The sequence below is a fragment of the Serratia nematodiphila DZ0503SBS1 genome, from assembly GCF_000738675.1.
GTDB classification, from domain to species: domain Bacteria; phylum Pseudomonadota; class Gammaproteobacteria; order Enterobacterales; family Enterobacteriaceae; genus Serratia; species Serratia nematodiphila.
The window spans coordinates 289,245-309,881 of the sequence record NZ_JPUX01000002.1 but is presented as its reverse complement, the minus strand read 5'-3'; the positions used below and the strand labels follow the sequence as shown (position 1 = coordinate 309,881).

The 20,637-nt window shown below is 62.6% G+C and carries 22 protein-coding genes; 17 read left to right on the top strand and 5 right to left on the bottom strand.

Features of this window, described 5'->3' with window-relative positions; all coding sequences use genetic code 11:
- The 10 genes from JL05_RS22095 (at position 1) to modC (ending at position 8,712) form a co-directional block, all read left to right on the top strand.
- The gene (locus JL05_RS22095) at positions 1-2,163 is read left to right on the top strand and encodes a TonB-dependent receptor (RefSeq protein ID WP_033633890.1); all 2,163 of its coding nucleotides are present in this window, start codon (positions 1-3) and stop codon (positions 2,161-2,163) included.
- 4 nt (positions 2,164-2,167) lie between these two features.
- Entirely contained in the window at positions 2,168-3,163 is a 996-nt protein-coding gene (locus tag JL05_RS22090; protein ID WP_033633889.1) for an ABC transporter substrate-binding protein, read from the top strand.
- Between the two features lies 1 nt (position 3,164).
- Entirely contained in the window at positions 3,165-3,920 is a 756-nt protein-coding gene (locus tag JL05_RS22085; RefSeq protein WP_033633888.1) for a class I SAM-dependent methyltransferase, read from the top strand.
- 1 nt (position 3,921) lies between these two features.
- The gene (locus JL05_RS25870; RefSeq protein ID WP_274519008.1) at positions 3,922-4,347 is read left to right on the top strand and encodes an iron chelate uptake ABC transporter family permease subunit; all 426 of its coding nucleotides are present in this window, start codon (positions 3,922-3,924) and stop codon (positions 4,345-4,347) included.
- Positions 4,299-4,946 (top strand): FecCD family ABC transporter permease, encoded by a 648-nt coding sequence (locus tag JL05_RS25865; RefSeq protein WP_274519007.1) that lies wholly within the window; start codon positions 4,299-4,301, stop codon positions 4,944-4,946. Before JL05_RS25870 ends, JL05_RS25865 begins: the two co-directional genes overlap by 49 nt.
- On the top strand, positions 4,943-5,731 hold the full coding sequence (locus tag JL05_RS22075) for an ABC transporter ATP-binding protein (RefSeq protein ID WP_033633887.1): 789 nt from the start codon (positions 4,943-4,945) through the stop codon (positions 5,729-5,731). The genes JL05_RS25865 and JL05_RS22075 overlap by 4 nt, the downstream gene beginning before the upstream one ends.
- 145 nt (positions 5,732-5,876) lie before the next feature.
- Entirely contained in the window at positions 5,877-6,026 is a 150-nt protein-coding gene (locus JL05_RS24495; protein WP_033633886.1) for an AcrZ family multidrug efflux pump-associated protein, read from the top strand.
- Positions 6,027-6,184: 158 nt separating this feature from the next.
- Positions 6,185-6,958 (top strand): molybdate ABC transporter substrate-binding protein, encoded by a 774-nt coding sequence (modA, locus tag JL05_RS22065; protein WP_015377002.1) that lies wholly within the window; start codon positions 6,185-6,187, stop codon positions 6,956-6,958.
- Complete coding sequence (gene modB / locus JL05_RS22060; RefSeq protein WP_015377003.1) at positions 6,955-7,644, top strand: molybdate ABC transporter permease subunit; 690 nt, start codon at positions 6,955-6,957, stop codon at positions 7,642-7,644. Before modA ends, modB begins: the two co-directional genes overlap by 4 nt.
- The gene (gene modC / locus JL05_RS22055; protein ID WP_033633885.1) at positions 7,645-8,712 is read left to right on the top strand and encodes a molybdenum ABC transporter ATP-binding protein ModC; all 1,068 of its coding nucleotides are present in this window, start codon (positions 7,645-7,647) and stop codon (positions 8,710-8,712) included.
- A 31-nt stretch (positions 8,713-8,743) separates the two neighbouring features.
- On the opposite strand, the gene JL05_RS22050 is transcribed toward modC, so the two are convergent.
- Positions 8,744-9,562 (bottom strand): pyridoxal phosphatase, encoded by an 819-nt coding sequence (locus tag JL05_RS22050; protein WP_033633884.1) that lies wholly within the window; start codon positions 9,560-9,562, stop codon positions 8,744-8,746.
- Positions 9,563-9,658: 96 nt separating this feature from the next.
- Entirely contained in the window at positions 9,659-11,629 is a 1,971-nt protein-coding gene (locus JL05_RS22045; protein WP_033633883.1) for an acyltransferase family protein, read from the bottom strand.
- Between the two features lie 711 nt (positions 11,630-12,340).
- On the opposite strand from JL05_RS22045, the gene pgl reads away from it, so the two are divergent.
- Positions 12,341-13,336, top strand: coding sequence for a 6-phosphogluconolactonase (gene pgl, locus JL05_RS22040; RefSeq protein WP_033633882.1), 996 nt, complete (start codon positions 12,341-12,343; stop codon positions 13,334-13,336).
- Between the two features lie 64 nt (positions 13,337-13,400).
- Here pgl and JL05_RS22035 read toward each other — a convergent pair whose 3' ends face one another.
- A complete protein-coding gene (locus tag JL05_RS22035; protein WP_033633881.1) occupies positions 13,401-13,883 on the bottom strand; it encodes a kinase inhibitor in 483 nt (160 codons plus the stop codon).
- A gap of 32 nt (positions 13,884-13,915) precedes the next feature.
- Positions 13,916-14,884, bottom strand: coding sequence for a CDF family Co(II)/Ni(II) efflux transporter DmeF (gene dmeF, locus JL05_RS22030; RefSeq protein ID WP_072010126.1), 969 nt, complete (start codon positions 14,882-14,884; stop codon positions 13,916-13,918).
- A gap of 78 nt (positions 14,885-14,962) precedes the next feature.
- Here dmeF and JL05_RS22025 point away from each other — a divergent pair, with 78 nt between their 5' ends.
- The gene (locus tag JL05_RS22025) at positions 14,963-15,238 is read left to right on the top strand and encodes a metal/formaldehyde-sensitive transcriptional repressor (RefSeq protein WP_004939805.1); all 276 of its coding nucleotides are present in this window, start codon (positions 14,963-14,965) and stop codon (positions 15,236-15,238) included.
- A gap of 2 nt (positions 15,239-15,240) precedes the next feature.
- Complete coding sequence (locus tag JL05_RS22020; RefSeq protein ID WP_004939804.1) at positions 15,241-15,642, top strand: YkvA family protein; 402 nt, start codon at positions 15,241-15,243, stop codon at positions 15,640-15,642.
- 4 nt (positions 15,643-15,646) lie between these two features.
- On the opposite strand, the gene bioA is transcribed toward JL05_RS22020, so the two are convergent.
- Complete coding sequence (gene bioA, locus JL05_RS22015; protein WP_033633879.1) at positions 15,647-16,921, bottom strand: adenosylmethionine--8-amino-7-oxononanoate transaminase; 1,275 nt, start codon at positions 16,919-16,921, stop codon at positions 15,647-15,649.
- Between the two features lie 88 nt (positions 16,922-17,009).
- On the opposite strand from bioA, the gene bioB reads away from it, so the two are divergent.
- From bioB to bioD, 4 genes are read left to right on the top strand one after another with little or no spacing between them, the layout of a single operon-like run.
- The gene (gene bioB / locus JL05_RS22010; RefSeq protein WP_025160023.1) at positions 17,010-18,047 is read left to right on the top strand and encodes a biotin synthase BioB; all 1,038 of its coding nucleotides are present in this window, start codon (positions 17,010-17,012) and stop codon (positions 18,045-18,047) included.
- Positions 18,047-19,198, top strand: coding sequence for an 8-amino-7-oxononanoate synthase (bioF, locus tag JL05_RS22005; RefSeq protein WP_033633878.1), 1,152 nt, complete (start codon positions 18,047-18,049; stop codon positions 19,196-19,198). Before bioB ends, bioF begins: the two co-directional genes overlap by 1 nt.
- On the top strand, positions 19,182-19,949 hold the full coding sequence (gene bioC / locus JL05_RS22000; RefSeq protein ID WP_015377013.1) for a malonyl-ACP O-methyltransferase BioC: 768 nt from the start codon (positions 19,182-19,184) through the stop codon (positions 19,947-19,949). Before bioF ends, bioC begins: the two co-directional genes overlap by 17 nt.
- On the top strand, positions 19,942-20,616 hold the full coding sequence (bioD, locus tag JL05_RS21995) for a dethiobiotin synthase (RefSeq protein ID WP_021504003.1): 675 nt from the start codon (positions 19,942-19,944) through the stop codon (positions 20,614-20,616). Before bioC ends, bioD begins: the two co-directional genes overlap by 8 nt.
- Positions 20,617-20,637 lie beyond the last annotated feature (21 nt).

Below are 20,637 nucleotides of genomic sequence, written 5' to 3'. Positions count from 1 at the left end.
ATGAGTACGACACGCCGGCGCCTTCGCGCGCCCAGGAAATCTTTATGCCTCGCCGCCGCCTGGGTCGGCGGTGCACTGGCGGCGCCGCTGGCTTTCGCCGCCGACTGCGATAAAGCCCGCAATGCCACGGGATGCGAAGAACATCTCACCGTGGAGGCGGCGGCCTCCGCCGGGCGCTACGATGCGTTGAACGCCGTGAGCCGCAGCGCGTCACAGCTCGGGCTGACCGCTCGGGAGACGCCGCGCAGCGTCGACATCATCAGCGCGCGGGCGATCCAACAGCGGGGCGATCGCTCGCTGGCCGCCGCCGTCGAGCACGCCACCGGCCTGTCCGGCGTCGCTTCGCCAACGTTGTCCAACAACTTTTCCGCGCGCGGTTTCCGGCCGATCGCCTGGCTGTATAACGGCGTAGAAATGCCCGGCAGCACGCTGCAGCTGGGCGATCCGGCGCATTACGACAGCATTGAGGTGCTGCGCGGGCCGGGATCGGCGCTGAACGGCCTGAGCGCCGCAGGCGGCAGCGTCAACCTGATCTCGCGGCGGCCGACCTTCAGCCGCCAGCCGGTTGAACTCGACTATGGCTTCGGCAGCTACCGCAGCCAGCGTTTGCATCTGGGAGCCGGCGGCGCGCTGGTGGACGATGCGGTGGCGTACCGGTTGGACGTCAGCGGCAACGACAGCGGTAGCAACGTGCAGGACGAGCGCGATCGGCAGAAGCGGGTTTCCGGCTCGCTGCTGTTTAAGCTGACCGACGATGCGCTGTTGACGCTGAGCCTGGACCGCATGCTCAACCGCACCAATAACCCTTACTACGGCACGCCGCTGCTGGATGGGCGCATTGCCGGCGAGCTGCGCGACATCAATTACAACAACCTGACCGACAGCCGCATCCAGAGCAACGCCACCGCATTTCAGGCCAGTCTGGACTGGTTTATGACGCCTGAAGTGGAGTGGCATAACCAATTCTATTACTACAGCGGCTTTCGCGAATGGCGCAACGTCGAGCGTTTCCGCGTCGCGGCGGCGGCCCGGCCCGGCGACGTCAACCGCGACTCTTTCGGCGCCCTGGCACACGACGACGATCTGATTGGCAACCGCAGTTCGCTGGTGTTCGATCGCGCCATTGCCGGTTTCGATAACCGGTTGCTGGTCGGCTTCGATCTGAGCAAGCGGCATTTTCAGTACTACTCCAACGGTTTCCCCGGTTCCGAAGACGTGCCGCTCGGCGCGCCGCCCAGAGAGCCGTTCGCGCAGGGTACCGATCGCCAACGCGCGCCGGTGCGCCACGTCACCCAGAATCAGTACGCCGCCTTTCTTGAAGATCGCTTCAGCCTGACCGAGCGTTTAGCGTTGCTGGGCCAGTTGCGCTACAACCATATGGACATGGACTGGCGCTTCCAGGGGCCGCAGGAAGAGAGCCGCGCGCGCACCTACGTTTTCAGCACCTGGAGCCTGGGCCCCAGCTATGCATTGACCGATAACCTCACGCTCTACGCCAACTACACCACCGGCCAGGAGCCGGGCAACGATCTGTTCTTCCTCAGCCCGACGCAGACCGATCTGCCGCTGACGCGAGCGCGCCAGTGGGAGGCCGGTGCCAAAGGGCAGTTTTGGGGTAACAAGGGCGAGGCGACGCTGGCGCTGTACGAACTGCGCAAGGACAACCTGTTTGTGCCCGACGCGCAGCGGCCGGATGCGTTGAACGCGGTAGGCAGGCAGACGTCACGTGGCATCGAACTTGGCGTGGTGCTGCGTCCCGACGATCGCTGGGAGCTGGCCGGCAACGCCGCCTACACGCACGCCCGCTACGACGACTATCGCGGCGGTAGCCCGCTGCGCAGCTACAACGGCAATCGCCCGGCCTATATCCCGGACTGGACCGCCAACCTCAGCGTGCATTATCAGGCGACGGAACGTTTGGAGCTGGCTTCTTCGCTGCGCTACGTCGGCAGCAGTTACAACGACGATGCCAACCGGCGCAAGATGCGCGCGTACACCACGCTTGATCTGGCGGCGGACTATCAGCTGACGCCGATCGTCGATGTCGGTTTCCGCATTCGCAACGCCACCAACCAGCTGTACGCCTATCAGCGCACCTACCCGGATCAGGCGCTGATCGCGCCGCCGCGCAGCTATGAAACCTTCGTGTCGGTCAGGTTCTGACGGCGTGAAACGTTCGCTTTACCTGTTGTTGTGCGCCCTGGGATTGGGCTGGGGCGCGCCGCTGCGTGCCGATGCCGTCAGCCTGCACAATTGCGGGGTAACGCGTGATTACCCGCAGCCGCCGCAGCGGGTGCTGGTTTACGCCAACCCGGCGCTGGAAAACCTGCTGGCGCTGGGGCTGGCCGGCCGTGCGATCGGCGTGGTCGGGTATGACCGCGCGCGCGATCTCGCGCCGACGGCGCCGGCCGAGGCGCTGCGGGTGCCAGCCAGCCCGGCGCCGCCCACGGCGGAAGCGTTGCTGCTGATGCGGCCGGATTTTGTCTATTCGGCCAGCTATTACTGGCTGCACAGCCCGGAAACGCCCGATCGGGCGCGGCTGGCGGAATGGGGCATCGGCACTTATCTCTCTCCCGGCGCCTGCAGCGGCCAGCAAAGCGCGATCGCCGCCGCGCTGACGTTCGAAGACATTTTCACCGAGCTGCGGGAGCTGGCGCGTATCTTCAACGTCAGCCGCGCCGGTGAAGCGCTGATCGAACGGCTGCGCGGGCAGTTGAGGGCGCTTGAGCCGCAGCGCGCACAGCTGCCGCATTGGCGGCTGCTGTGGTGGTATGCCGGCGCGCAGACGCCCTATGTGGCCGGCTGCTGCGGCGCGCCAGGCTTGCTGAGCCGCAGCGTCGGCAGCGAGAACCTGTTCGGCGATCTGCCCGAGCTGTGGCCGACGGCGTCCTGGGAGGTTATCGCCGCCCGCGATCCGGATGCGATCGTGCTTGGCGATCTGCCGCGCGGCGGCTTCGGGGACAGCGCGGCCGACAAGATCGCCTTTCTGGAGCATCATCCGCTGACCGCGACGCTGCGCGCCGTGCGTCAGCGGCGCTACGTGATCCTCCCCGGTTACGACATGGACCCTTCCGCCCGCACCGTGGCGGCGCTGGGCCGTTTGATTCGGGGCCTGGCGGCCTTGCCGCCGCAGGCTCCGACGCTTTCCAACAAGGAACCTTGATATGACTGCCGTTTCATTCTCTTCGCTGCTGGACTCCTGGGATCGCCAGCAGGCGGCCTACATCGCCGAACGCGAAGCGCGTTTTAACGCCCAGCTGGACGTGCTGGCGCTGGCCGTCGGCCAGGATTTTCACGTGCTGGATCTGGCCTGTGGCCCGGGATCGCTGAGCCTGCGTATTTTGCAGCGCTTTCCGCAGGCCAGGGTGACCGCCATCGATCTCGATCCGCTGCTGCTGGCGGTGGCGCGCGGCGCACTGGCGGAGTATGGCGATCGGATCCGTATCCTGCAGGCCGATCTGGCGGATCCGGCCTGTTTTTCCGTGCTGTCCGGCCCCGCGCCGCAGGCGGCGGTGTCCAGCACGGCGCTGCACTGGCTGATGCCGGAGCAGCAGCTGGCGCTGTTCCGCAACGTCGCCGGGCTGCTGGCCGCCGGCGGCGTATTCCTCAATGCCGATCATCAGCGCTATGACCATCGCCATCCGCGGCTGAAAGCGTTGGCGGAGCGGCATGATGAGCAGACCCAACAATGCGCCTGGGACAGCGGCGTTGAGGATTGGGATCGTTGGTTCGCCGGCGCACTGCAATCGCTGGCCTTGGCCGCTTATCAGGCCGAGCGCGAAGCGCTGTTCGCCGGCCGCCCGGTACCGCCGCCGACGCCGGTGGGTTTCCAGCTTGCGGCCCTCAGACAGGCCGGTTTCAGCGAGGTGGGGACGGTATGGCAGCTGTTGGACGACTATGTGATTGCAGGCTGGAAATAGCATGAGCCGGCGGTTACTGCCCGGCCGTGAGAGCGGCTGGTTGTTGCTGCTGGCGGCGGCGCTGCCGCTGGCCCTGCTGGGCGCCACCTTGTCGGGGCCCGCGCCGATCGCGTGGCGCGACGCCTGGCGCATTGTACTCGGCGTCAGCGGCGGCGCAGCGTCCGATGCCGAGGTGTATCAGCGCATCATCTGGTCGCTGCGGATGCCGCGCGCGCTGTTGGCGGCGCTGGCCGGCGCGGGGCTGGCGTTGGCGGGCACCGTGCTGCAGTCGCTGACCCGCAACCCGCTGGCCGATCCCTGGGGGCTGGGGATCTCCTCCGGCGCCGGCGTGGGGGCGGTGACGGTGTTGGTGTTGGGGCTGGGGGCGGCCTGCTGTCGGTGTCCGGCGGGGCGTTTATCGGCGCGCTGGGAGCGTTTGCGTTGGTGATGTTGCTGGCCGGGCGTTCGCTGCAGGGGGAGTCCACGCTGTTTATTCTGGCCGGGGTGGCGGTGACGCAGCTGCTCTCCGCGCTGACTTCGCTGATCACCCTTTGGCAGGCGGACGCCAACGCCACGCGCGGCGTGATGTTCTGGCTGCTGGGATCGTTCAGCGACGCGCGCTGGCCGCAGGTCGGGCTGTGCGGGCTGGCGCTGGCGGCGACGCTGCTGCTTTGCTGGCTGCGGGCGGGCGAACTGGACGCGCTGGCGTTTGGCGGCGTGACCGCCGCTTCGCTGGGGGTGACGGTGGCCCCGCTGAAGCTGCTGCTGTATGTGGCGGCCACCGCGCTGACGGCGGCGATCGTCGCGTTCAGCGGCGCGGTGGGGTTTATCGGGCTGACGGTGCCGCATGTCGCCCGGCGGCTGGTGGGCTCGCGGCATCGGCTGCTGTTGCCGGCCAGCGCGCTGTGCGGCGCCCTGTTCGCCGTGGCGGCGGACACGCTGGCCAGAACGCTGTTTGCCCCGCGCGAGCTGCCGGTCGGCGTGCTGACGGCGCTGCTGGGGGTGCCGATATTCCTGCTGTTGCTGTATCGAAAGGTCAATGCATGACGATTGAAAAAGCGCGATCCGGCCTGTGCGCCGAGGCGGTGAGCTGGCGAGCGGGGGCGCGTACGGTGCTGGAAAATCTCAGTTTCTGCGCCTTGCCCGGTGAGGTCACCGGCGTGCTCGGCGTCAACGGCAGCGGTAAATCGACGCTGCTTAAGCTGCTGGCCGGGCTGCAGACCGCCGCCGGGGGCCGCGTTTGGCTGGAAGGGCGCGAAATTACCGCGTTTTCCGGGCGGGAGCGCGCCAGGCGCATCGCCTTTCTCGAGCAATCCGCCCCCGGCGCCTTCGCGCTGCCGGTGAAGGAGGCGGTGCTGCTGGGGCGCCTGGCCCATACCGGCCGCTGGCGCGGTTTCGGCGCCGAGGATCGCCGCCTCGCCGGGCAGGCGATGGAGCAAGTGGGCATCAGCCACCTGGCCGACCGCGATTGGCAGCGGCTGTCCGGCGGCGAACGGCAGCGGGTGCATCTGGCGCGCGCGCTGGCGCAGCAAACGCCGTGGCTGCTGCTGGACGAGCCCGCCAATCATCTGGATATCGCCCATCAACAGCAGTTTATGGCCTTGCTGCGGCGGCTGAAACTCAGCGTGGTGGTGACGCTGCACGACCTTAATCTGGCGGCCTGTTATTGCGATCGGGTCGCGCTGCTGCAGCGGGGCGGGATCTGTGCGGCAGGCGCGCCGCGGCAGGCGCTGACGCCGGAGAACATTCACGCGGTATACGGTGTGGAGGCCAGGCTGGCGGCGCCCGCCGGCTATGCGCCGCCGTTGATCTATTATCCCGCGCCGGGATGAGGGCGGCTGAAAGGGCACGTTTGGCCGATCACAATTTCGCCTCGCTGGCTAAAATAACTCCGTTTTACCGATTTTTTTGGGTTAGAATAACCGGATATGCGGTGAAAGGCATTTGCCGCTCAATGGGCAGTTAAGCGAGGCTATCATGTTGGAATTATTGAAAAGTCTGTTGTTCGCCGTGGTGATGGTGCCGGTGGTCATGGCGCTCATTCTCGGCCTGATCTACGGTTTTGGCGAAGTGTTCAACGTCTTCTCCAAAGTGGGCCGTTCGAAAGAAAACCGCGCCCAGCACTGACCGTTCCCCATCCCGATACCCGCCGGCATTCCCCGGCGGGCATTCCTCAAGTTATCTCACGCTTTGCCGATAAACCGCATGACAAGCTTTCGCGCAACGTTATATTATTTTTTATATAACGAAGAGTGATAATGCACGTTAACTTGCGGAGAAAAACAATGAAACAGCAATGGACCAAATGGGTTGGCGGGATCGTTCTGGCATCGGGCCTGGTGGCTCAGGCTTCTGCGGCGGAAAAGATCACCGTGTTCGCCGCCGCGTCGCTGACCAACGCGCTGCAGGACATCGCCACCCAGTATCAAAAAGGCAAGGACGTGCAGGTGGTTTCCTCCTTTGCGTCGTCCTCGACGCTGGCGCGCCAAATTGAGCAGGGCGCTCCGGCCGATCTGTTTATCTCCGCCGATCAGCAGTGGATGGATTACGCCATCGACAAGCAGCAGATGGTAAAAGACACCCGTTACACGCTGCTGGGCAACGAACTGGTGCTGATCGCCGCCAAGAGCGATAAGCAAGACAAGATCGCCATCGACAAGCAGACCGACTGGGCCAAGCTGCTCAACGGCGGCCGCCTGGCGGTGGGCGATCCGGATCATGTGCCGGCCGGCATCTACGCTAAGGAAGCGCTGGAACACCTGGGCGCCTGGAGCGCATTGGAGCCGAAACTGGCGCGCGCCAACAATGTGCGTAGCGCCATGGCGCTGGTGGAGCGCGGTGAAGCGCCGCTCGGCATCGTCTACGGCTCCGACGCGGTCGCCAGCGACAAGGTGAAAGTGGTGGGCGTGTTCCCGGAAGACAGCCACAAACCGGTTGAATATCCGATGGCGATGGTGAAAGATCGTCAAAATCCGACGGTCAGCGCTTTCTATACCTATCTGAAGAGCCCGGAAGCGGCCGCTATTTTCGAACATTATGGATTCACCCCGCGTAAATGATTCTGAGTGAGTACGAGTGGCAGGCGGTTGAGCTGAGCCTGAAAGTCTCCGGTTTGGCGGTGGTCTGCAGCCTGCCGTTCGGCATTCTGATGGCCTGGGTGCTGGTGCGTTGCCGCTTCCCCGGCAAGGCGCTGCTGGACGGCGTCATTCACCTGCCGCTGGTGCTGCCGCCGGTGGTGGTCGGCTATTTGCTGCTGATCGCCATGGGGCGGCGCGGCGTTATCGGCGAGTGGCTGTATGACTGGTTCGGTTTCAGCTTCAGTTTCAGCTGGCGCGGCGCCGCGCTGGCATCGGCGGTGGTGGCGTTTCCGCTGATGGTGCGCGCCATTCGGCTGGCGCTGGAGGCGGTGGATACCCGGCTGGAGCAGGCGGCGCGCACGCTGGGCGCCAACCCGTGGCGGGTGTTTTTCACCATCACGCTGCCGCTGTCGCTGCCCGGCGTCATTGTCGGCGTGGTGCTGGCCTTCGCCCGTTCGCTGGGGGAGTTTGGCGCCACCATCACCTTCGTTTCCAACATTCCCGGTGAAACCCGCACCATTCCGCTGGCGATGTATACGCTGATTGAAACGCCGGGGGCGGAGGCCGCCGCCGCGCGTCTGTGCGTGATCGCCATCGTGCTGTCGCTGGCTTCGCTGATGGTGTCCGAATGGCTGGCCCGCTGGGGCCGCAAACGGATGGGGGTGTAAATGCTGGAGCTGGATTTCTCGCAGCAGCTGGGCGACCTCAATCTCAACGTCCGCGCCGATTTGCCGGCGCAGGGCATCACCGCGATTTTCGGCCTGTCCGGCGCGGGCAAAACCTCCCTGATCAACGCCATCGGCGGCCTGACCCGTTTGCAGCAGGGGCGTATCGCGCTCAATGGCCGTACGCTGGTGGATACTGCCTCCGGCCTCTGCCTGCCGCCGGAAAAGCGCCGTATCGGCTATGTGTTTCAGGATGCGCGGCTGTTCCCGCACTACCGGGTGCGCGGCAACCTGCAGTACGGCATGGCGGCCGGCATGCGCGCGCAGTTCAATACCATCGTCGAGCTGCTGGGCATCGGGCCGCTGTTGCACCGGCTGCCGCTGACGCTCTCCGGCGGTGAAAAACAGCGGGTGGCGATCGGCCGCGCGCTGCTGACCGCGCCGGAACTGCTGCTGATGGATGAACCGCTGGCCTCGCTCGATCTGCCGCGCAAACGCGAGCTGCTGCCGTATCTGGAGCGGTTGGCGCAGGACGTGAACATCCCCATCCTTTACGTCAGCCACAGCCTGGACGAGATCCTGCGCCTGGCCGAGCAGGTGATGGTACTGGATCGCGGCGAGGTGCTTGCGTTCGGCGGGCTGGAAGAAGTCTGGGCCAGCAGCGCGCTGCGGCCGTGGCTGCAGCGTGAAGATCAGAGCAGCGTGCTGCGCGTCAGCGTGATTGAGCATCATCAACGTTATGCCATGACGGCGCTGGCGCTTGGCGATCAAAGGCTGTGGGTCAGCGGCATCGACGCTGAATTGGGCACCCAACTGCGCATCCGCATCAACGCCGCCGACGTCTCGCTGGTGCTGCAGCCGCCGGTCAACAGCAGTATTCGCAACGTCTTGCCGGCCAAGGTGAGCGAGTGTCTGGACGTGGACGGGCAGGTGGAAGTGAAACTGGCGGTCGGCGAACACGTGCTGTGGGCGCGCATTACGCCGTGGGCGCGCGATGAACTGGCGATCCGCCCTGGGCAGTGGCTGTATGCGCAGGTGAAGAGCGTGTCTATCAGCCGCGAGAGCCGCTGAGGCAGGCCCTCCCGGCGGGAGGGCGAAAAGATTACAGCACGCGGGTGCGGATCACCTCGGCGATGCCCGGCTGCAGGTTATCGGCGATCACCAGATCGGCGCGTTCCTTGATGGCGTCATCGGCGTTGCCCATCGCCACGCCCAAACCGACCGCTTCCAGCATGCTGATGTCGTTGTAGTTGTCGCCGAACGCCACCACCTGATCCATGCTCAACCCCTGCGACTCCACCCATTGGCGCAGGCGCTTGCCTTTGCTGTTGCCGCCTTTGGCGATATCCACCTGATCGTGCCAGGACCATTCGCACGCCAGCCCCAGCTCTTTTTCCACCGTGTCGGCAAACTCGCGCAGCGCCGGAATATCGGCGTGCGAGGTGGCGAATTTCCAGATCGCCTGCGCGTCGTCGGCCGCCTGCGTCAGGCTGCCGACCTGCAGCAGCGTCGGGCGCTGCGCCGCCGGCAGGGTTTCGGCCCAGGCCAGCGAGCGAATCACGTGGCCGCTCGGTTCCTGATACAGCATGGCGTCGTCAACGTACATCAGCCCGTGAATGTCGGTCTGCTTGAGCATCTGCAGCACCTGCTTGGCCTGATCTTTCGCCAGCGGATCGGCGGCCAGCACCTTTTTCTGCTGAAAATCATACAGGTAGGTGCCGTTGCAGCAGATGGCCGGGGTATCTATCTGCAGCGCCTGGTAAAACGGATGGATGGCGACGTGGTGGCGGCCGGTGACCACCACCACCTGGACGCCGGCGGCGCGCGCCTGCGCCAGCGCTTCCAGCGACTGCGGTAAGATGCGTTTTTGGTTGTCCAACAGGGTGCCGTCAAGATCGAGGGCGATGACGCGGTAGCTCATAGGGTTCTCGTTATCGTTAGCCATAAAATTAATCCGATGGTACCTCTTCGCTCTGATGCAAACAATTCGGTCTGCCTGCTATCGCCGACCGATGACTTATTTGGACGCTGATGAGAACAGAGTTTTGAACATCGGTACCAGAAGTTTGTTGCCATATTCGCTAAGATGGTTATCGTCAAAATAGATGGGCCGCCCATTGTGAGTTCCCGCGCACTTGCCGTCTTCGCACAGGTAAGGAAGCGGATCCAAAATTTTTACGCCACATTTTTTCGCCGCTTCATCTTGAGCTTGCCAGACAAAAGCATGACGTTGTCGGTAATCTGTTTCGGAGATGGATATGTCGGGCTCTGAACCGCCAAAACTCAGCAGGCGCGACAGTGTTTTTGGCACATTGACGAGCATTTCCGGCACCGGACGCACAACATAAATTTGCCGTTCTGTAGCCATTTCACACAGAGTGTCGACGAGTGAAGTTTTGAACTCGGACAAAAATCCCGGCTCAGGGGTACGATATACCTTCGAAAAATACACCGATGGTTGGTTCTGCTTCGCGCCCGCAATTTGCTGGCCGAAGGCGTAAGCACTGGTTCGGTTAATCACGACTGCGGGGATATTGTTGTCCAGCGTGGATAGTTTTTCTTTTATCCACTGATTGAATGCGCTGCACTGAATATTATCGTCAAGCGCGCCGGGAACAACGTTGGCTCCGAAGAGCGTTGGGCAGCCTGCATAAGTGAGATTGAGAAGCCCATCAGTTTGATTTGGCAGGGCGGACTCGACTGCAGAGATCATCGCATCGCCGTGGCTATCGCCAACGATGATAACCCGAATATTTTCGCCTCCATAGATACAGGATGGCGAGCTGAAGCCGGACTTGGCGAAGCATTCATCTCTGTTGGCGAGCATGTTGGTACTTTCGTTGGCGATCAGATCGATTTGCTGCGGTAACCTGCCGGAGAAATTAACGGTAAACAGTGTGACACACAGCGCAGCAACCAGCATGGTAGCGATTCCGATTGTACACACTGATTGACGCGTTGTTTGCCTTGAAAGCCACTTGCGGACAGGGGTTTCTATAAGACGAAGCGACAACTCGCCAAGCAACACGCTGGCCAGTAATCCCGCAACTACCCATTTCATCTCGGATTGAGCATTGGTGTAGACAAGCAGCACCACAATCGGCCAATGCCAAAGGTAAATAGAGTAGGATGAAACACCCAGACGTGCAGCGACGGGGTTTGAGGTCAAGGGGGAATCCTGGCGGCCGGCGGCAAGCACCAACATGGCGCCGATAACCGGCAACAGGGCGTTGTAACCGGGCCAGGGTTTACTGGCATCACATCCCACGATGGCTATCGCGATGCATAGCATCCCAAGCCATTCCGTATAAATACGTCTTTTTCCGCTGAGCGTTCGGTTTTGCGTTAACCGCCAGACGATTCCTCCGGCAAGCATTTCCCAGGCTCGGGATGGGATAAGAAAAAACCCGGCGGAGGGCGCGAGGGAAGACATGATGATTGATAAGCCAAAGGAGACCGCGCCGGCTAAAATGATGAAGCGCATGAAGCCATTTTTGCCCCCCAATCGCCATATCAACATAAGGGCCAGCGGCAGGATAATATAGAACTGCCATTCTACGGATAACGACCAAGTATGCAGCAGCCATTTTTCATGGGATACGCTGTCAAAATAGCCGGCTTCTTTCCAAAACTTCACGTTAGACAGGAAGAGTATGGCGGTAAAGGCATGTTTTGCCAGTTGACTGTAATCCAGCGTTGGTAACCAGAACCATCCCAGGCACAGTAAGGTCGAACAGAGCGCAAGTAGGGCGGGAATGATGCGACGGGCTCGAGCCAGGTAAAAGCGCCAAAGTGAAAAACGATCTTGTTCCAGGCCGGTAATGATGATCTGCATCATCAGGAAACCGGATATGACGAAGAATACATCTACGCCGACAAAGCCGCCGGCAAAACCCGGGATGCCGAAATGAAAAAGTACGACAGCGATCACTGCCCAGGCTCTAAGCCCGTTGATGTCATGTCTGAAATTCTGTGAAGAAGAAAGCATATCTATTACTCAGTAAATGTATTTTGGGTTTTTATAGTCATCCATAAGGAGTGCGGGCACGCTTTCCCATGGTGTTATTGCAATCGCGATTGAAGTTTTTATTCATTCCTCTTAATTATTTTTCATTTGTATTTATGTAATCATTCAAATTAATTCATTAGGTGAATTATTAAAGGGGCACGCCACTGGCATAGGAGGCATGCCAAACTCGACATAACTGCTATGTCCAGCGAGTCATGGGCGTGTCTGTGTCGACCTTGGGCGGCAATATGTTATGTATAGATTAATTGATATTTTTTATATTATTAATATATCTATATCTATATCTATATCTATTATGATTTGTTTCTTGTTATTTATATTAATTATGTTTTTAGTGACGCCAGGTGGTTATATGTATTGCTAATGTAAAGAGGATTAACCGTTCGGCGGCAAATTCTATTTTAAATTTTGAGCAGGCCTTTTAATTTATCAATAATTCGTGAGTCTGTCTTCCATTCTCTATGACTGCTCGTTTCCGCTAAGAAAATCGCAGCAGACGCTAGGATGATGGCTTTTGGCATTTTGAACGTAGATGTTGTCTGGGGGGAAAGAATGTGGCTTGGGGATTTAAGCGTAATGCGGTAGTGCCATGCGACGGATGTGCGGTAAGCTAGGGGCAAGCGAACGGCCTGAAACCGGTTCCTCTTTTACCCTTTGCAAGGAGAACACATGAAGCAAATCGTTTATGTCGCCAGCCCGGAGAGCCAGCAGATCCACGTCTGGCAGTTGGACGACGCCGGCGCGCTGGCGCTGTTGCAAACCGTTGACGTGCCGGGCCAGGTGCAGCCGATGACCCTTCATCCGGACAAGACTCACCTGTACGTCGGCGTGCGTCCGGCGTTCGGTATCGTCAGCTACCGCATCGAGGCGGATGGCACGTTGCAGCAGGCGGGCATGGCGCCGCTGCCGGGCAGCCCGACCCATATCTCGACCGATTTGCAGGGGCGTTACCTGTTCTCCGCTTCCTACAGCGGCAACTGCGCCAGCATCAGCCCGATCGGCCACGACGGCGTAGTAACGGCGCCGATCCAGCAGATCGACGGCCTGAGCGCGCCGCACTCGGCGAACATCGATCCGACCAATCAGCTGGTGCTGGTGCCGTGCCTGAAAGAAGACCGCATCCGTCTGTTTAACCTGAGCCTGGCGGGCCAGCTGACGCCGCACGCGCAGGACGCGGTGGATATCGCCGCCGGCGCCGGCCCGCGCCATATGGCGTTCCACCACAACGACAAGTTCGCCTACTGCGTCAATGAGCTGAACGGCACGGTAGACGTGCTGGCCATTTCGGAAAACGGCGGCAAATACAGCGTGACGCAGACGCTGGACATCATGCCGAGCGATTTCGACGGCACCCGCTGGGCGGCGGACATTCATATCACGCCGAACGGCCGCTTCCTGTATACCAGCGATCGCACCGCCAGCATTCTGACCCTCTTCAGCGTTTCCGAAGACGGCGGCACGCTGAGCGTGGCCGGCTATTATCCGACCGAAACGCAGCCGCGCGGTTTCAATATCGATCACAGCGGCCGCTTCGTGATTTCGTCCGGCCAGAAGTCCGATCACATCGCGGTGCATGAAATTGATCAGGCCAGCGGTAAGCTGACTACGCTGGCGCGTTATCCGGTGGGCAAAGGCCCGATGTGGGTAAGCGTGCTGGCGAAGTAATTAGTCAGCCAGACTCGAGTGGAAAGCGCGGTGCGGTTGACCGCGCTTTTTTATTGGCGGGGGATCAGTTGAACATCACCGTCAGCGTGGCGCTGCCGAGACTGTGGAAATGGACGTTAAAGCCCACCAGAGCGCCGCTGGACTCTTCATCCACCTCGATGCTTTCCACGTCCAGTGCGTGCACGGTGAACTGATAGCGGTGGCTTTCGCCATTCGGCGGCGCGGCGCCGCCGTAACCGGCCGAGCCGAAGTCGGTACGGGTTTGCAGCGCGGCGCTCGGCAGCGGCGCTTTGCCGGAGCCTGCGCCCTGCGGCAGCTCACGCACGTCGGCCGGGATATTGGCCACCACCCAGTGCCACCAGCCGGAGCCGGTTGGGGCATCAGGATCGTACAGGGTGACGACGAAGCTCTTGGTGCCCTCGGGCACGCCGTCCCAGGCCAGGTGGGGCGACAGGTTATCGCCGTGGTAGCCCATGCCGTTGAAAACCTGCGTCTGCGGCATTGTGCCGCCGTCCTGCAGATCGTTGCTGTACAAACGAAAAGCCATAATGACTCCCAGTTGCGATAAAAGCAGAGCCCTTAAGCTAGATCTTTTTGGTGGAACAATACAACCCCTTGCGCCAGCGGCGGGCGGTTGATCTCGACGGTAACATGCACCAGTTCGGGATGAACGGCCAACAGTTGGCGCACCCGGTCGGCGGTGAGGGCGCGATCGGCGCTGCTCAGGGCGATGACGCAATGATATTTTCCTTTGCCGATGCGGCCTAAATGCAAATCTGTCAGCGTGAGCGAGTGGCCGGAGGTGGCCAGGGTCTGACGCATCTCTTGCGCCACGGGGGCGTCCATTTCGGCATCCAGCAAAATCTTCCCGCTATCGCGCATCAGGCTATAGGCCCAGGCGGCCACCATCATCGCGCCGACGATGCCCATCAACGGATCGAGCCAGGCGGCGCCCCAAAGCTTGCCGCCGAACAGCGCGACGAGGGCCAACACCGAGGTGGCGGCGTCGGCGATGACGTGGATATAGGCGGAGCGCAGGTTGAGGTCATGATGATGGTCATCGTGGTGATCCCCGTGGTGGTGATGGTGGCCGCCGCCGCGCAACAGCCAGGCGCAGAGCAGGTTGACGGCCAGCCCGATCGTACCGATGGCGATGGCTTCGTTATAATGAATCGGGCTGGGATTCAGCAGCCGCTGCGCTGACTGAAACAGCATCAGCGCCGCCACCAGCACCAACAACACCGCGCTGGTGTAACCGGCCAGCACTTCTATCTTCCAGGTGCCGAGGCTGAAGCGGCGATCCTTGGCCAACCGGCGTGCGGCGCCGTAAGCCAGCAGCGACAGGCCCAGAGCCAGCGCATGCGAGCTCATGTGCCAGCCGTCGGCCAGCAATGCCATCGAGTTAAACAGCCAGCCCCCGGCTATCTCGATGACCATCATACTGGCGGTGAGTATCACCGCCCATCTGGTGTTTCTTTCGGCCAATGGGTTACCATCGTCAAAAACGTGGCTGTGCTCGCGGTGCAAAGCGGGCGCGTGAGACGTCATGGTGAAGTTCCTCAGCAAAAGGTAGCGTGCTGAAATATACTATACTCCAGTATAGTAAATAACAATCAGGCGGAAATAATGAGCCATACCCTCAGAGATCAAAAGAAGCTGTTGGCGCGGGTGCGCCGCATTAAAGGGCAGGCCGAAGCGCTGGAGCGCGCGCTGGAGAGCGGCGGCGAATGTTCTGCTGTGCTGCAGCAGATCGCGGCGGTGCGCGGCGCGGTCAACGGTTTAATGGCGCAGGTGCTGGAAGGGCATGTGCGCGAACATCTGGCTGCCGCGGACGCGACGCCGCAGCAGCGCGAGCAGGACATCGAGCAATTGATGACCGTTTTACGTTCTTATATGAAGTAATCATGATTTCACTGAAAAAACGCACGCCGTGGTTCGGCTGGCTGCGCCGTTGGGCCAAAGGCATCAAGCGCGATATTTACGCGCTGTGGCTGGCCGCCCGTGATAAGCGCACCCCGTGGTATGCCAAGCTGATCGCACTGCTGGTGGCCGGCTATGCGATCTCGCCGATCGATCTGATCCCGGACTTCATTCCGGTATTGGGCTATCTAGACGACGTGATTATCGTACCGTTGGGCATCATGCTGGCGGTGCGCCTGATCCCCAAGCCGCTGATGGCCGAGCTGCGCGAGAAGGCGCAACAGCGCGTCGACAACCCCACCGGCCGCATGGCGGCGGCGATGATCATTTTACTCTGGCTGCTGTGCCTGGGATTGCTGGCCCGCTATCTCGACCAGCATTGGTAAGGCATTAACGCGCGGCGGCAGCCACGGCGGCGGTCAGGCGGCTGAGCTGGTCCGCTTCGATGATGTAAGGCGGCATCAGGTAAATCAGCTTGCCGAACGGCCGGATCCATACCCCGCGCTCGACGAACCCGCGCTGCAGCTCGGCGACATCCACCGGTTCGCGCATCTCCACCACCCCAATCGCCCCCAGCACCCGCACGTCCGCCACCTTCGGCAGCGCCGCCAACGGCAGCAGTTCTTGCTTCAGCTGGGCCTCGATGGCGCTCACCTGCGCCTGCCAGCGATTTTCCGCCAGCAGCGCCAGGCTGGCGTCCGCCACGGCGCAGGCCAGCGGGTTGCCCATAAAGGTCGGCCCGTGCATAAAGCAGCCGGCCGCGCCGTTGCTGATGGTCTCCGCCACGTGGCGGGTGGTCAGGGTGGCGGAAAGGGTCATGTAACCGCCGGTCAGCGCCTTGCCCAGACAGAGAATGTCCGGCACCACCTGCGCGTGTTCGCAGGCGAACAGCTTGCCGGTGCGGCCGAAGCCGGTGGCGATCTCGTCGGCGATCAGCAGCACCTGATGGCGGTCGCACAGCTCGCGCACCCGCTTGAGGTAGGTTGGGTGGTAGATGCGCATGCCGCCGGCGCCTTGCACCACCGGCTCCAGGATCACCGCCGCTACTTCACCGGCGTGCTGCTCCAGCAGCGCGGCGAACGGCGCAATGTCTTCTTCGCGCCATTCCTCGTCGAAGCGGCACTGCGGCGCGGTGGCGAACAGGTGCGGCGCCAGATAGCCCTGATAGAGGCTGTGCATCGAGTTGTCCGGATCGCAGACCGACATCGCGCCGAAGGTATCGCCGTGATAGCCGTGGCGCAGAGTGAGGATGCGCTGCCGGCGCTCGCCGCGCGCCTGCCAGTACTGCAGCGCCATCTTCAGTGACACTTCCACCGCCACCGAACCGGAATCTGCCAGGAACACGCACTGCAGCGCTTCCGGCGTCATTTCCACCAGCCGACGGCACAGCGAGATGGCGGCCGGATGGGTGATGCCGCCGAACATCACGTGCGACATCTTCTCCAACTGCTGGCTGGCGGCCTGATTCAGACTCGGATGGTTGTAACCGTGGATCGCCGCCCACCAGGAGGACATGCCGTCCACCAGGCGCCGGCCATCCGCCAGCTGCAGCTCGACGCCGCTGGCCGACTCGATCGGGTAACAGGGCAACGGGCGGCTCATGGAGGTGTAGGGGTGCCAGATATGACGTTGGTCAAACGCCAGGTCGGAAGCGGTGACAGACATGCTTGTAAACCAAATTGAATTAAGATTGGTTGACAGTATATCCGCAATATTTAAACTGGCGACACTTTTTCGTTTTGGAGACGCCATGATGGCCGACCGCATTCACTGGACAGTAGGGCAAGCCCAGGCCCTGTTTGATAAACCGCTGCTGGAACTGCTGTTCGAAGCGCAAACCGTACACCGTCAGCACTTCGACCCGCGTCAGGTGCAGGTCAGCACACTGCTGTCGATCAAAACCGGCGCTTGCCCGGAAGACTGTAAATACTGCCCGCAGAGCTCACGCTACAAGACCGGCCTGGAGTCGGAGCGGTTGATGCAGGTCGAGCAGGTACTGGAATCGGCGCGCAAAGCTAAAGCGAACGGCTCGACCCGTTTTTGCATGGGCGCGGCGTGGAAGAACCCGCACGAGCGCGATATGCCTTATCTGCAGCAGATGGTGCAGGGCGTGAAAGCGATGGGCATGGAAACCTGCATGACGCTGGGCACGCTTGACGGTACTCAGGCCGAGCGGTTGGCGGAGGCCGGGCTGGATTACTACAACCATAACCTCGACACCTCGCCGGAGTTCTACGGCAGCATCATCACTACCCGCAGCTACCAGGAACGCCTGGATACGCTCGACAAGGTGCGCGACGCTGGCATCAAAGTGTGCTCCGGCGGCATCGTCGGGCTGGGTGAAACGGTGCGCGACCGCGCGGGGCTGCTGGTGCAGCTGGCCAACCTGCCGAAACCGCCGGAGAGCGTGCCGATCAACATGTTGGTGAAGGTGAAAGGCACGCCGCTGGCGGATAACGATGACGTCGATCCGTTTGATTTCATCCGCACTATCGCGGTGGCGCGCATCATGATGCCGGCCTCTTATGTCCGTCTCTCCGCCGGCCGCGAACAGATGAACGAACAGACGCAGGCGATGTGCTTCATGGCCGGCGCCAACTCCATCTTCTACGGCTGCAAGCTGCTGACCACGCCGAATCCGGAAGAAGACAAAGACCTGCAGCTGTTCCGCAAGCTGGGGCTCAACCCGCAGCAGACCGCAACCGAACACGGCGACAACCAGCAACAGCAGGTGCTGGCCAAGCAACTGCTGAACGCCGATACCGCCGAGTTTTACAACGCGGCGCCGTGATGAGCTGGCCACAACGCATCGAGCAGGCGCTGGCGGAGCGGCGTTTGAACGCCGCCTACCGCCGGCGACAGACCACCGAGGGCGGCAACGGCCGCCAGATCCGGCTCGGCGATCGTCTCTACCTGAACTTCTCCGGTAACGACTACCTGGGGCTGAGCCAGGATGCGCGGGTGATCGCCGCCTGGCAGCAGGGCGCGCAGCGTTACGGCGTCGGCAGCGGCGGTTCGGGCCACGTCACCGGCTTTAGCGCGGCGCATCAGGCGCTGGAGGAGCAACTGGCGGCGTGGCTCGGCTATCCGCGCGCGCTGCTGTTCATCTCCGGCTACGCCGCCAACCAGGCGGTGCTGGCGGCGTTGATGCAAAAGGGCGATCGCATTTTGGCCGATCGCCTCAGCCATGCCTCGCTGCTGGAGGCGGCGGCTCAGTCGCCGGCCGAGCTGCGTCGCTTCCAGCACAACCAGCCGCAGGCGCTGGCGGATCTGCTGGCCAAACCCTGCGACGGGCAGCGGCTGGCGGTGACCGAAGGGGTGTTCAGCATGGACGGCGACGGCGCACCGTTGGCGGAGCTGCATCGCTTAACCCGCGCGGCGGGCGCCTGGCTGATGGTGGACGATGCCCACGGCGTCGGCGTGCGCGGCGAGCAAGGCCGCGGCAGCTGCTGGCAGCAGGGCGTGCGTCCTGAACTGCTGGTGGCGACCTTCGGCAAGGCGTTCGGCGTCAGTGGCGCGGCGGTGCTGTGCGATGAGGCGACCGCCGAATATCTGCTGCAGTTCGCTCGCCATCTGATCTACAGCACCGCGATGCCGCCGGCGCAGGCCTGCGCGCTGCAGGCGGCGCTGGCCTGCATTCGAGAGGGCGATGAACTGCGCGCCCGGCTGCAGGACAACATCCGGCGTTTCCGCCAGGGCGCGGCGCCGCTGGCGCTGACCCTGACGGATTCCGACACCGCCATCCAGCCGCTGCTGGTGGGGGACAATCAGCGTGCGCTCGATCTGGCGACCCGTCTGCGCGATCGCGGCCTGTGGGTGAGCGCCATCCGTCCGCCGACGGTACCGCCGGGCGGCGCGCGGCTGCGCATTACCCTGACGGCGGCGCACCAGCCGCAGGATATCGATCGCCTGCTGGAGGTATTGCATGACGTCAGCCAATGACACAGTGAACAAACAGGCGGTCGCCTCGGCCTTCAGCCGCGCGGCCGGCAGCTACGACGCCGCCGCCGCGCTGCAGCGTGATGTTGGCGAGCGCTTACTGGGGATGGGGAGTTCCCACCCGGGCGAACGGCTGCTGGATGCCGGCTGCGGCACCGGCTATTTCAGCCGTCTGTGGCGCGAGCGCGGCAAGCAGGTGACGGCGCTCGATCTGGCGCCGGGGATGTTGGCATTCGCCCGCCAGCAACAGGCGGCGCACCATTATCTGCTGGGCGATATCGAGCAGGTGCCGTTGCCCGACGCGGCGATGGACATCTGTTTCAGCAGCCTGGTGGTGCAGTGGTGCAGCGATCTGCCCGCCGCGTTGGCGGAGCTGTATCGCGTCACCCGGCCCGGCGGTGTGATCCTGTTCTCCACGCTGGCGGCGGGCTCGCTGCAGGAATTGGGGGACGCCTGGCAACAGGTGGACGGCGAACGTCATGTGAACGCCTTCCTGCCGCTGGCGCAGATCCGCGCCGCCTGCGCCGACTATCGACACGAGCTGGTGACGGAGCTGCGCACCCTGAATTACCCGGACGTGATGACGCTGATGCGTTCGCTCAAGGGCATCGGGGCGACGCATCTGCACCAGGGACGCGAGGGCGGCCTGATGTCGCGCGGCCGCCTCGCCGCGCTGCAGGCGGCTTACCCGTGCCGGCAGGGGCAGTTCCCGCTCAGCTATCATCTGGCTTATGGAGTGATTTATCGTGATTAAACGTTGGTTCGTGACCGGCACCGACACCGAAGTGGGGAAAACCGTCGCCAGCAGCGCCTTGCTGCAGGCCGCCAATCTGGCGGGCTACCGCAGCGCCGGCTATAAGCCGGTGGCCTCGGGCAGCGAGATGACCGCCGAGGGGCTGCGCAACGGCGACGCGCTGGCGCTGCAGGCCAACAGCGGCGTGGCGCTGGGGTACGACGAAGTGAACCCTTACGTGTTTGCCGAACCGACCTCGCCGCATATCGTCAGCGCCGATGAAGGCCGGCCGATCGACGCGGCGCGGCTGTCCGACGGCCTGCGCCGGCTGGAACAGCGCGCCGACTGGGTATTGGTCGAGGGCGCCGGCGGGTGGTTTACTCCGCTGTCGGCGCAGTACACCTTCGCCGACTGGGTGCAGCAGGAGCAACTGCCGGTGATCCTGGTGGTGGGCATCAAACTGGGCTGTATCAACCATGCGGTGTTGACGGCGCAGGCGGTGCAACAGGCGGGGCTGACGTTGGCCGGTTGGATCGCCAACGACGTGGCGCCGCCGGGGCGGCGGCATCAGGAATACCTGGCCACGCTGCGCCGCATGCTGCCGGCGCCGCTGCTAGGCGAAATCCCGCACCTGCCGCAGGCCGAACGAGCGCCGTTGGGGCAGTATCTGGATATCAGCCTGTTATAAACTCTCAATGAGGGAGCCTCG

Coding starts and splice junctions, on each gene's coding strand:
- JL05_RS22035 (WP_033633881.1), bottom strand. CDS start 13,883: ATGGCTTTTCGTTTGTACAGCAACGATCTGCAGGACGGCGGCACAATG.
- modA (WP_015377002.1), top strand. CDS start 6,185: ATGAAACAGCAATGGACCAAATGGGTTGGCGGGATCGTTCTGGCATCG.
- JL05_RS22095 (WP_033633890.1), top strand. CDS start 1: ATGAGTACGACACGCCGGCGCCTTCGCGCGCCCAGGAAATCTTTATGC.
- JL05_RS22045 (WP_033633883.1), bottom strand. CDS start 11,629: ATGCTTTCTTCTTCACAGAATTTCAGACATGACATCAACGGGCTTAGA.
- bioB (WP_025160023.1), top strand. CDS start 17,010: ATGGCCGACCGCATTCACTGGACAGTAGGGCAAGCCCAGGCCCTGTTT.
- JL05_RS25870 (WP_274519008.1), top strand. CDS start 3,922: ATGAGCCGGCGGTTACTGCCCGGCCGTGAGAGCGGCTGGTTGTTGCTG.
- JL05_RS22075 (WP_033633887.1), top strand. CDS start 4,943: ATGACGATTGAAAAAGCGCGATCCGGCCTGTGCGCCGAGGCGGTGAGC.
- bioC (WP_015377013.1), top strand. CDS start 19,182: ATGACGTCAGCCAATGACACAGTGAACAAACAGGCGGTCGCCTCGGCC.
- modB (WP_015377003.1), top strand. CDS start 6,955: ATGATTCTGAGTGAGTACGAGTGGCAGGCGGTTGAGCTGAGCCTGAAA.
- pgl (WP_033633882.1), top strand. CDS start 12,341: ATGAAGCAAATCGTTTATGTCGCCAGCCCGGAGAGCCAGCAGATCCAC.
- bioF (WP_033633878.1), top strand. CDS start 18,047: ATGAGCTGGCCACAACGCATCGAGCAGGCGCTGGCGGAGCGGCGTTTG.
- JL05_RS22020 (WP_004939804.1), top strand. CDS start 15,241: ATGATTTCACTGAAAAAACGCACGCCGTGGTTCGGCTGGCTGCGCCGT.
- modC (WP_033633885.1), top strand. CDS start 7,645: ATGCTGGAGCTGGATTTCTCGCAGCAGCTGGGCGACCTCAATCTCAAC.
- JL05_RS22025 (WP_004939805.1), top strand. CDS start 14,963: ATGAGCCATACCCTCAGAGATCAAAAGAAGCTGTTGGCGCGGGTGCGC.
- JL05_RS22085 (WP_033633888.1), top strand. CDS start 3,165: ATGACTGCCGTTTCATTCTCTTCGCTGCTGGACTCCTGGGATCGCCAG.
- JL05_RS22050 (WP_033633884.1), bottom strand. CDS start 9,562: ATGAGCTACCGCGTCATCGCCCTCGATCTTGACGGCACCCTGTTGGAC.
- bioA (WP_033633879.1), bottom strand. CDS start 16,921: ATGTCTGTCACCGCTTCCGACCTGGCGTTTGACCAACGTCATATCTGG.
- dmeF (WP_072010126.1), bottom strand. CDS start 14,884: ATGACGTCTCACGCGCCCGCTTTGCACCGCGAGCACAGCCACGTTTTT.
- JL05_RS24495 (WP_033633886.1), top strand. CDS start 5,877: ATGTTGGAATTATTGAAAAGTCTGTTGTTCGCCGTGGTGATGGTGCCG.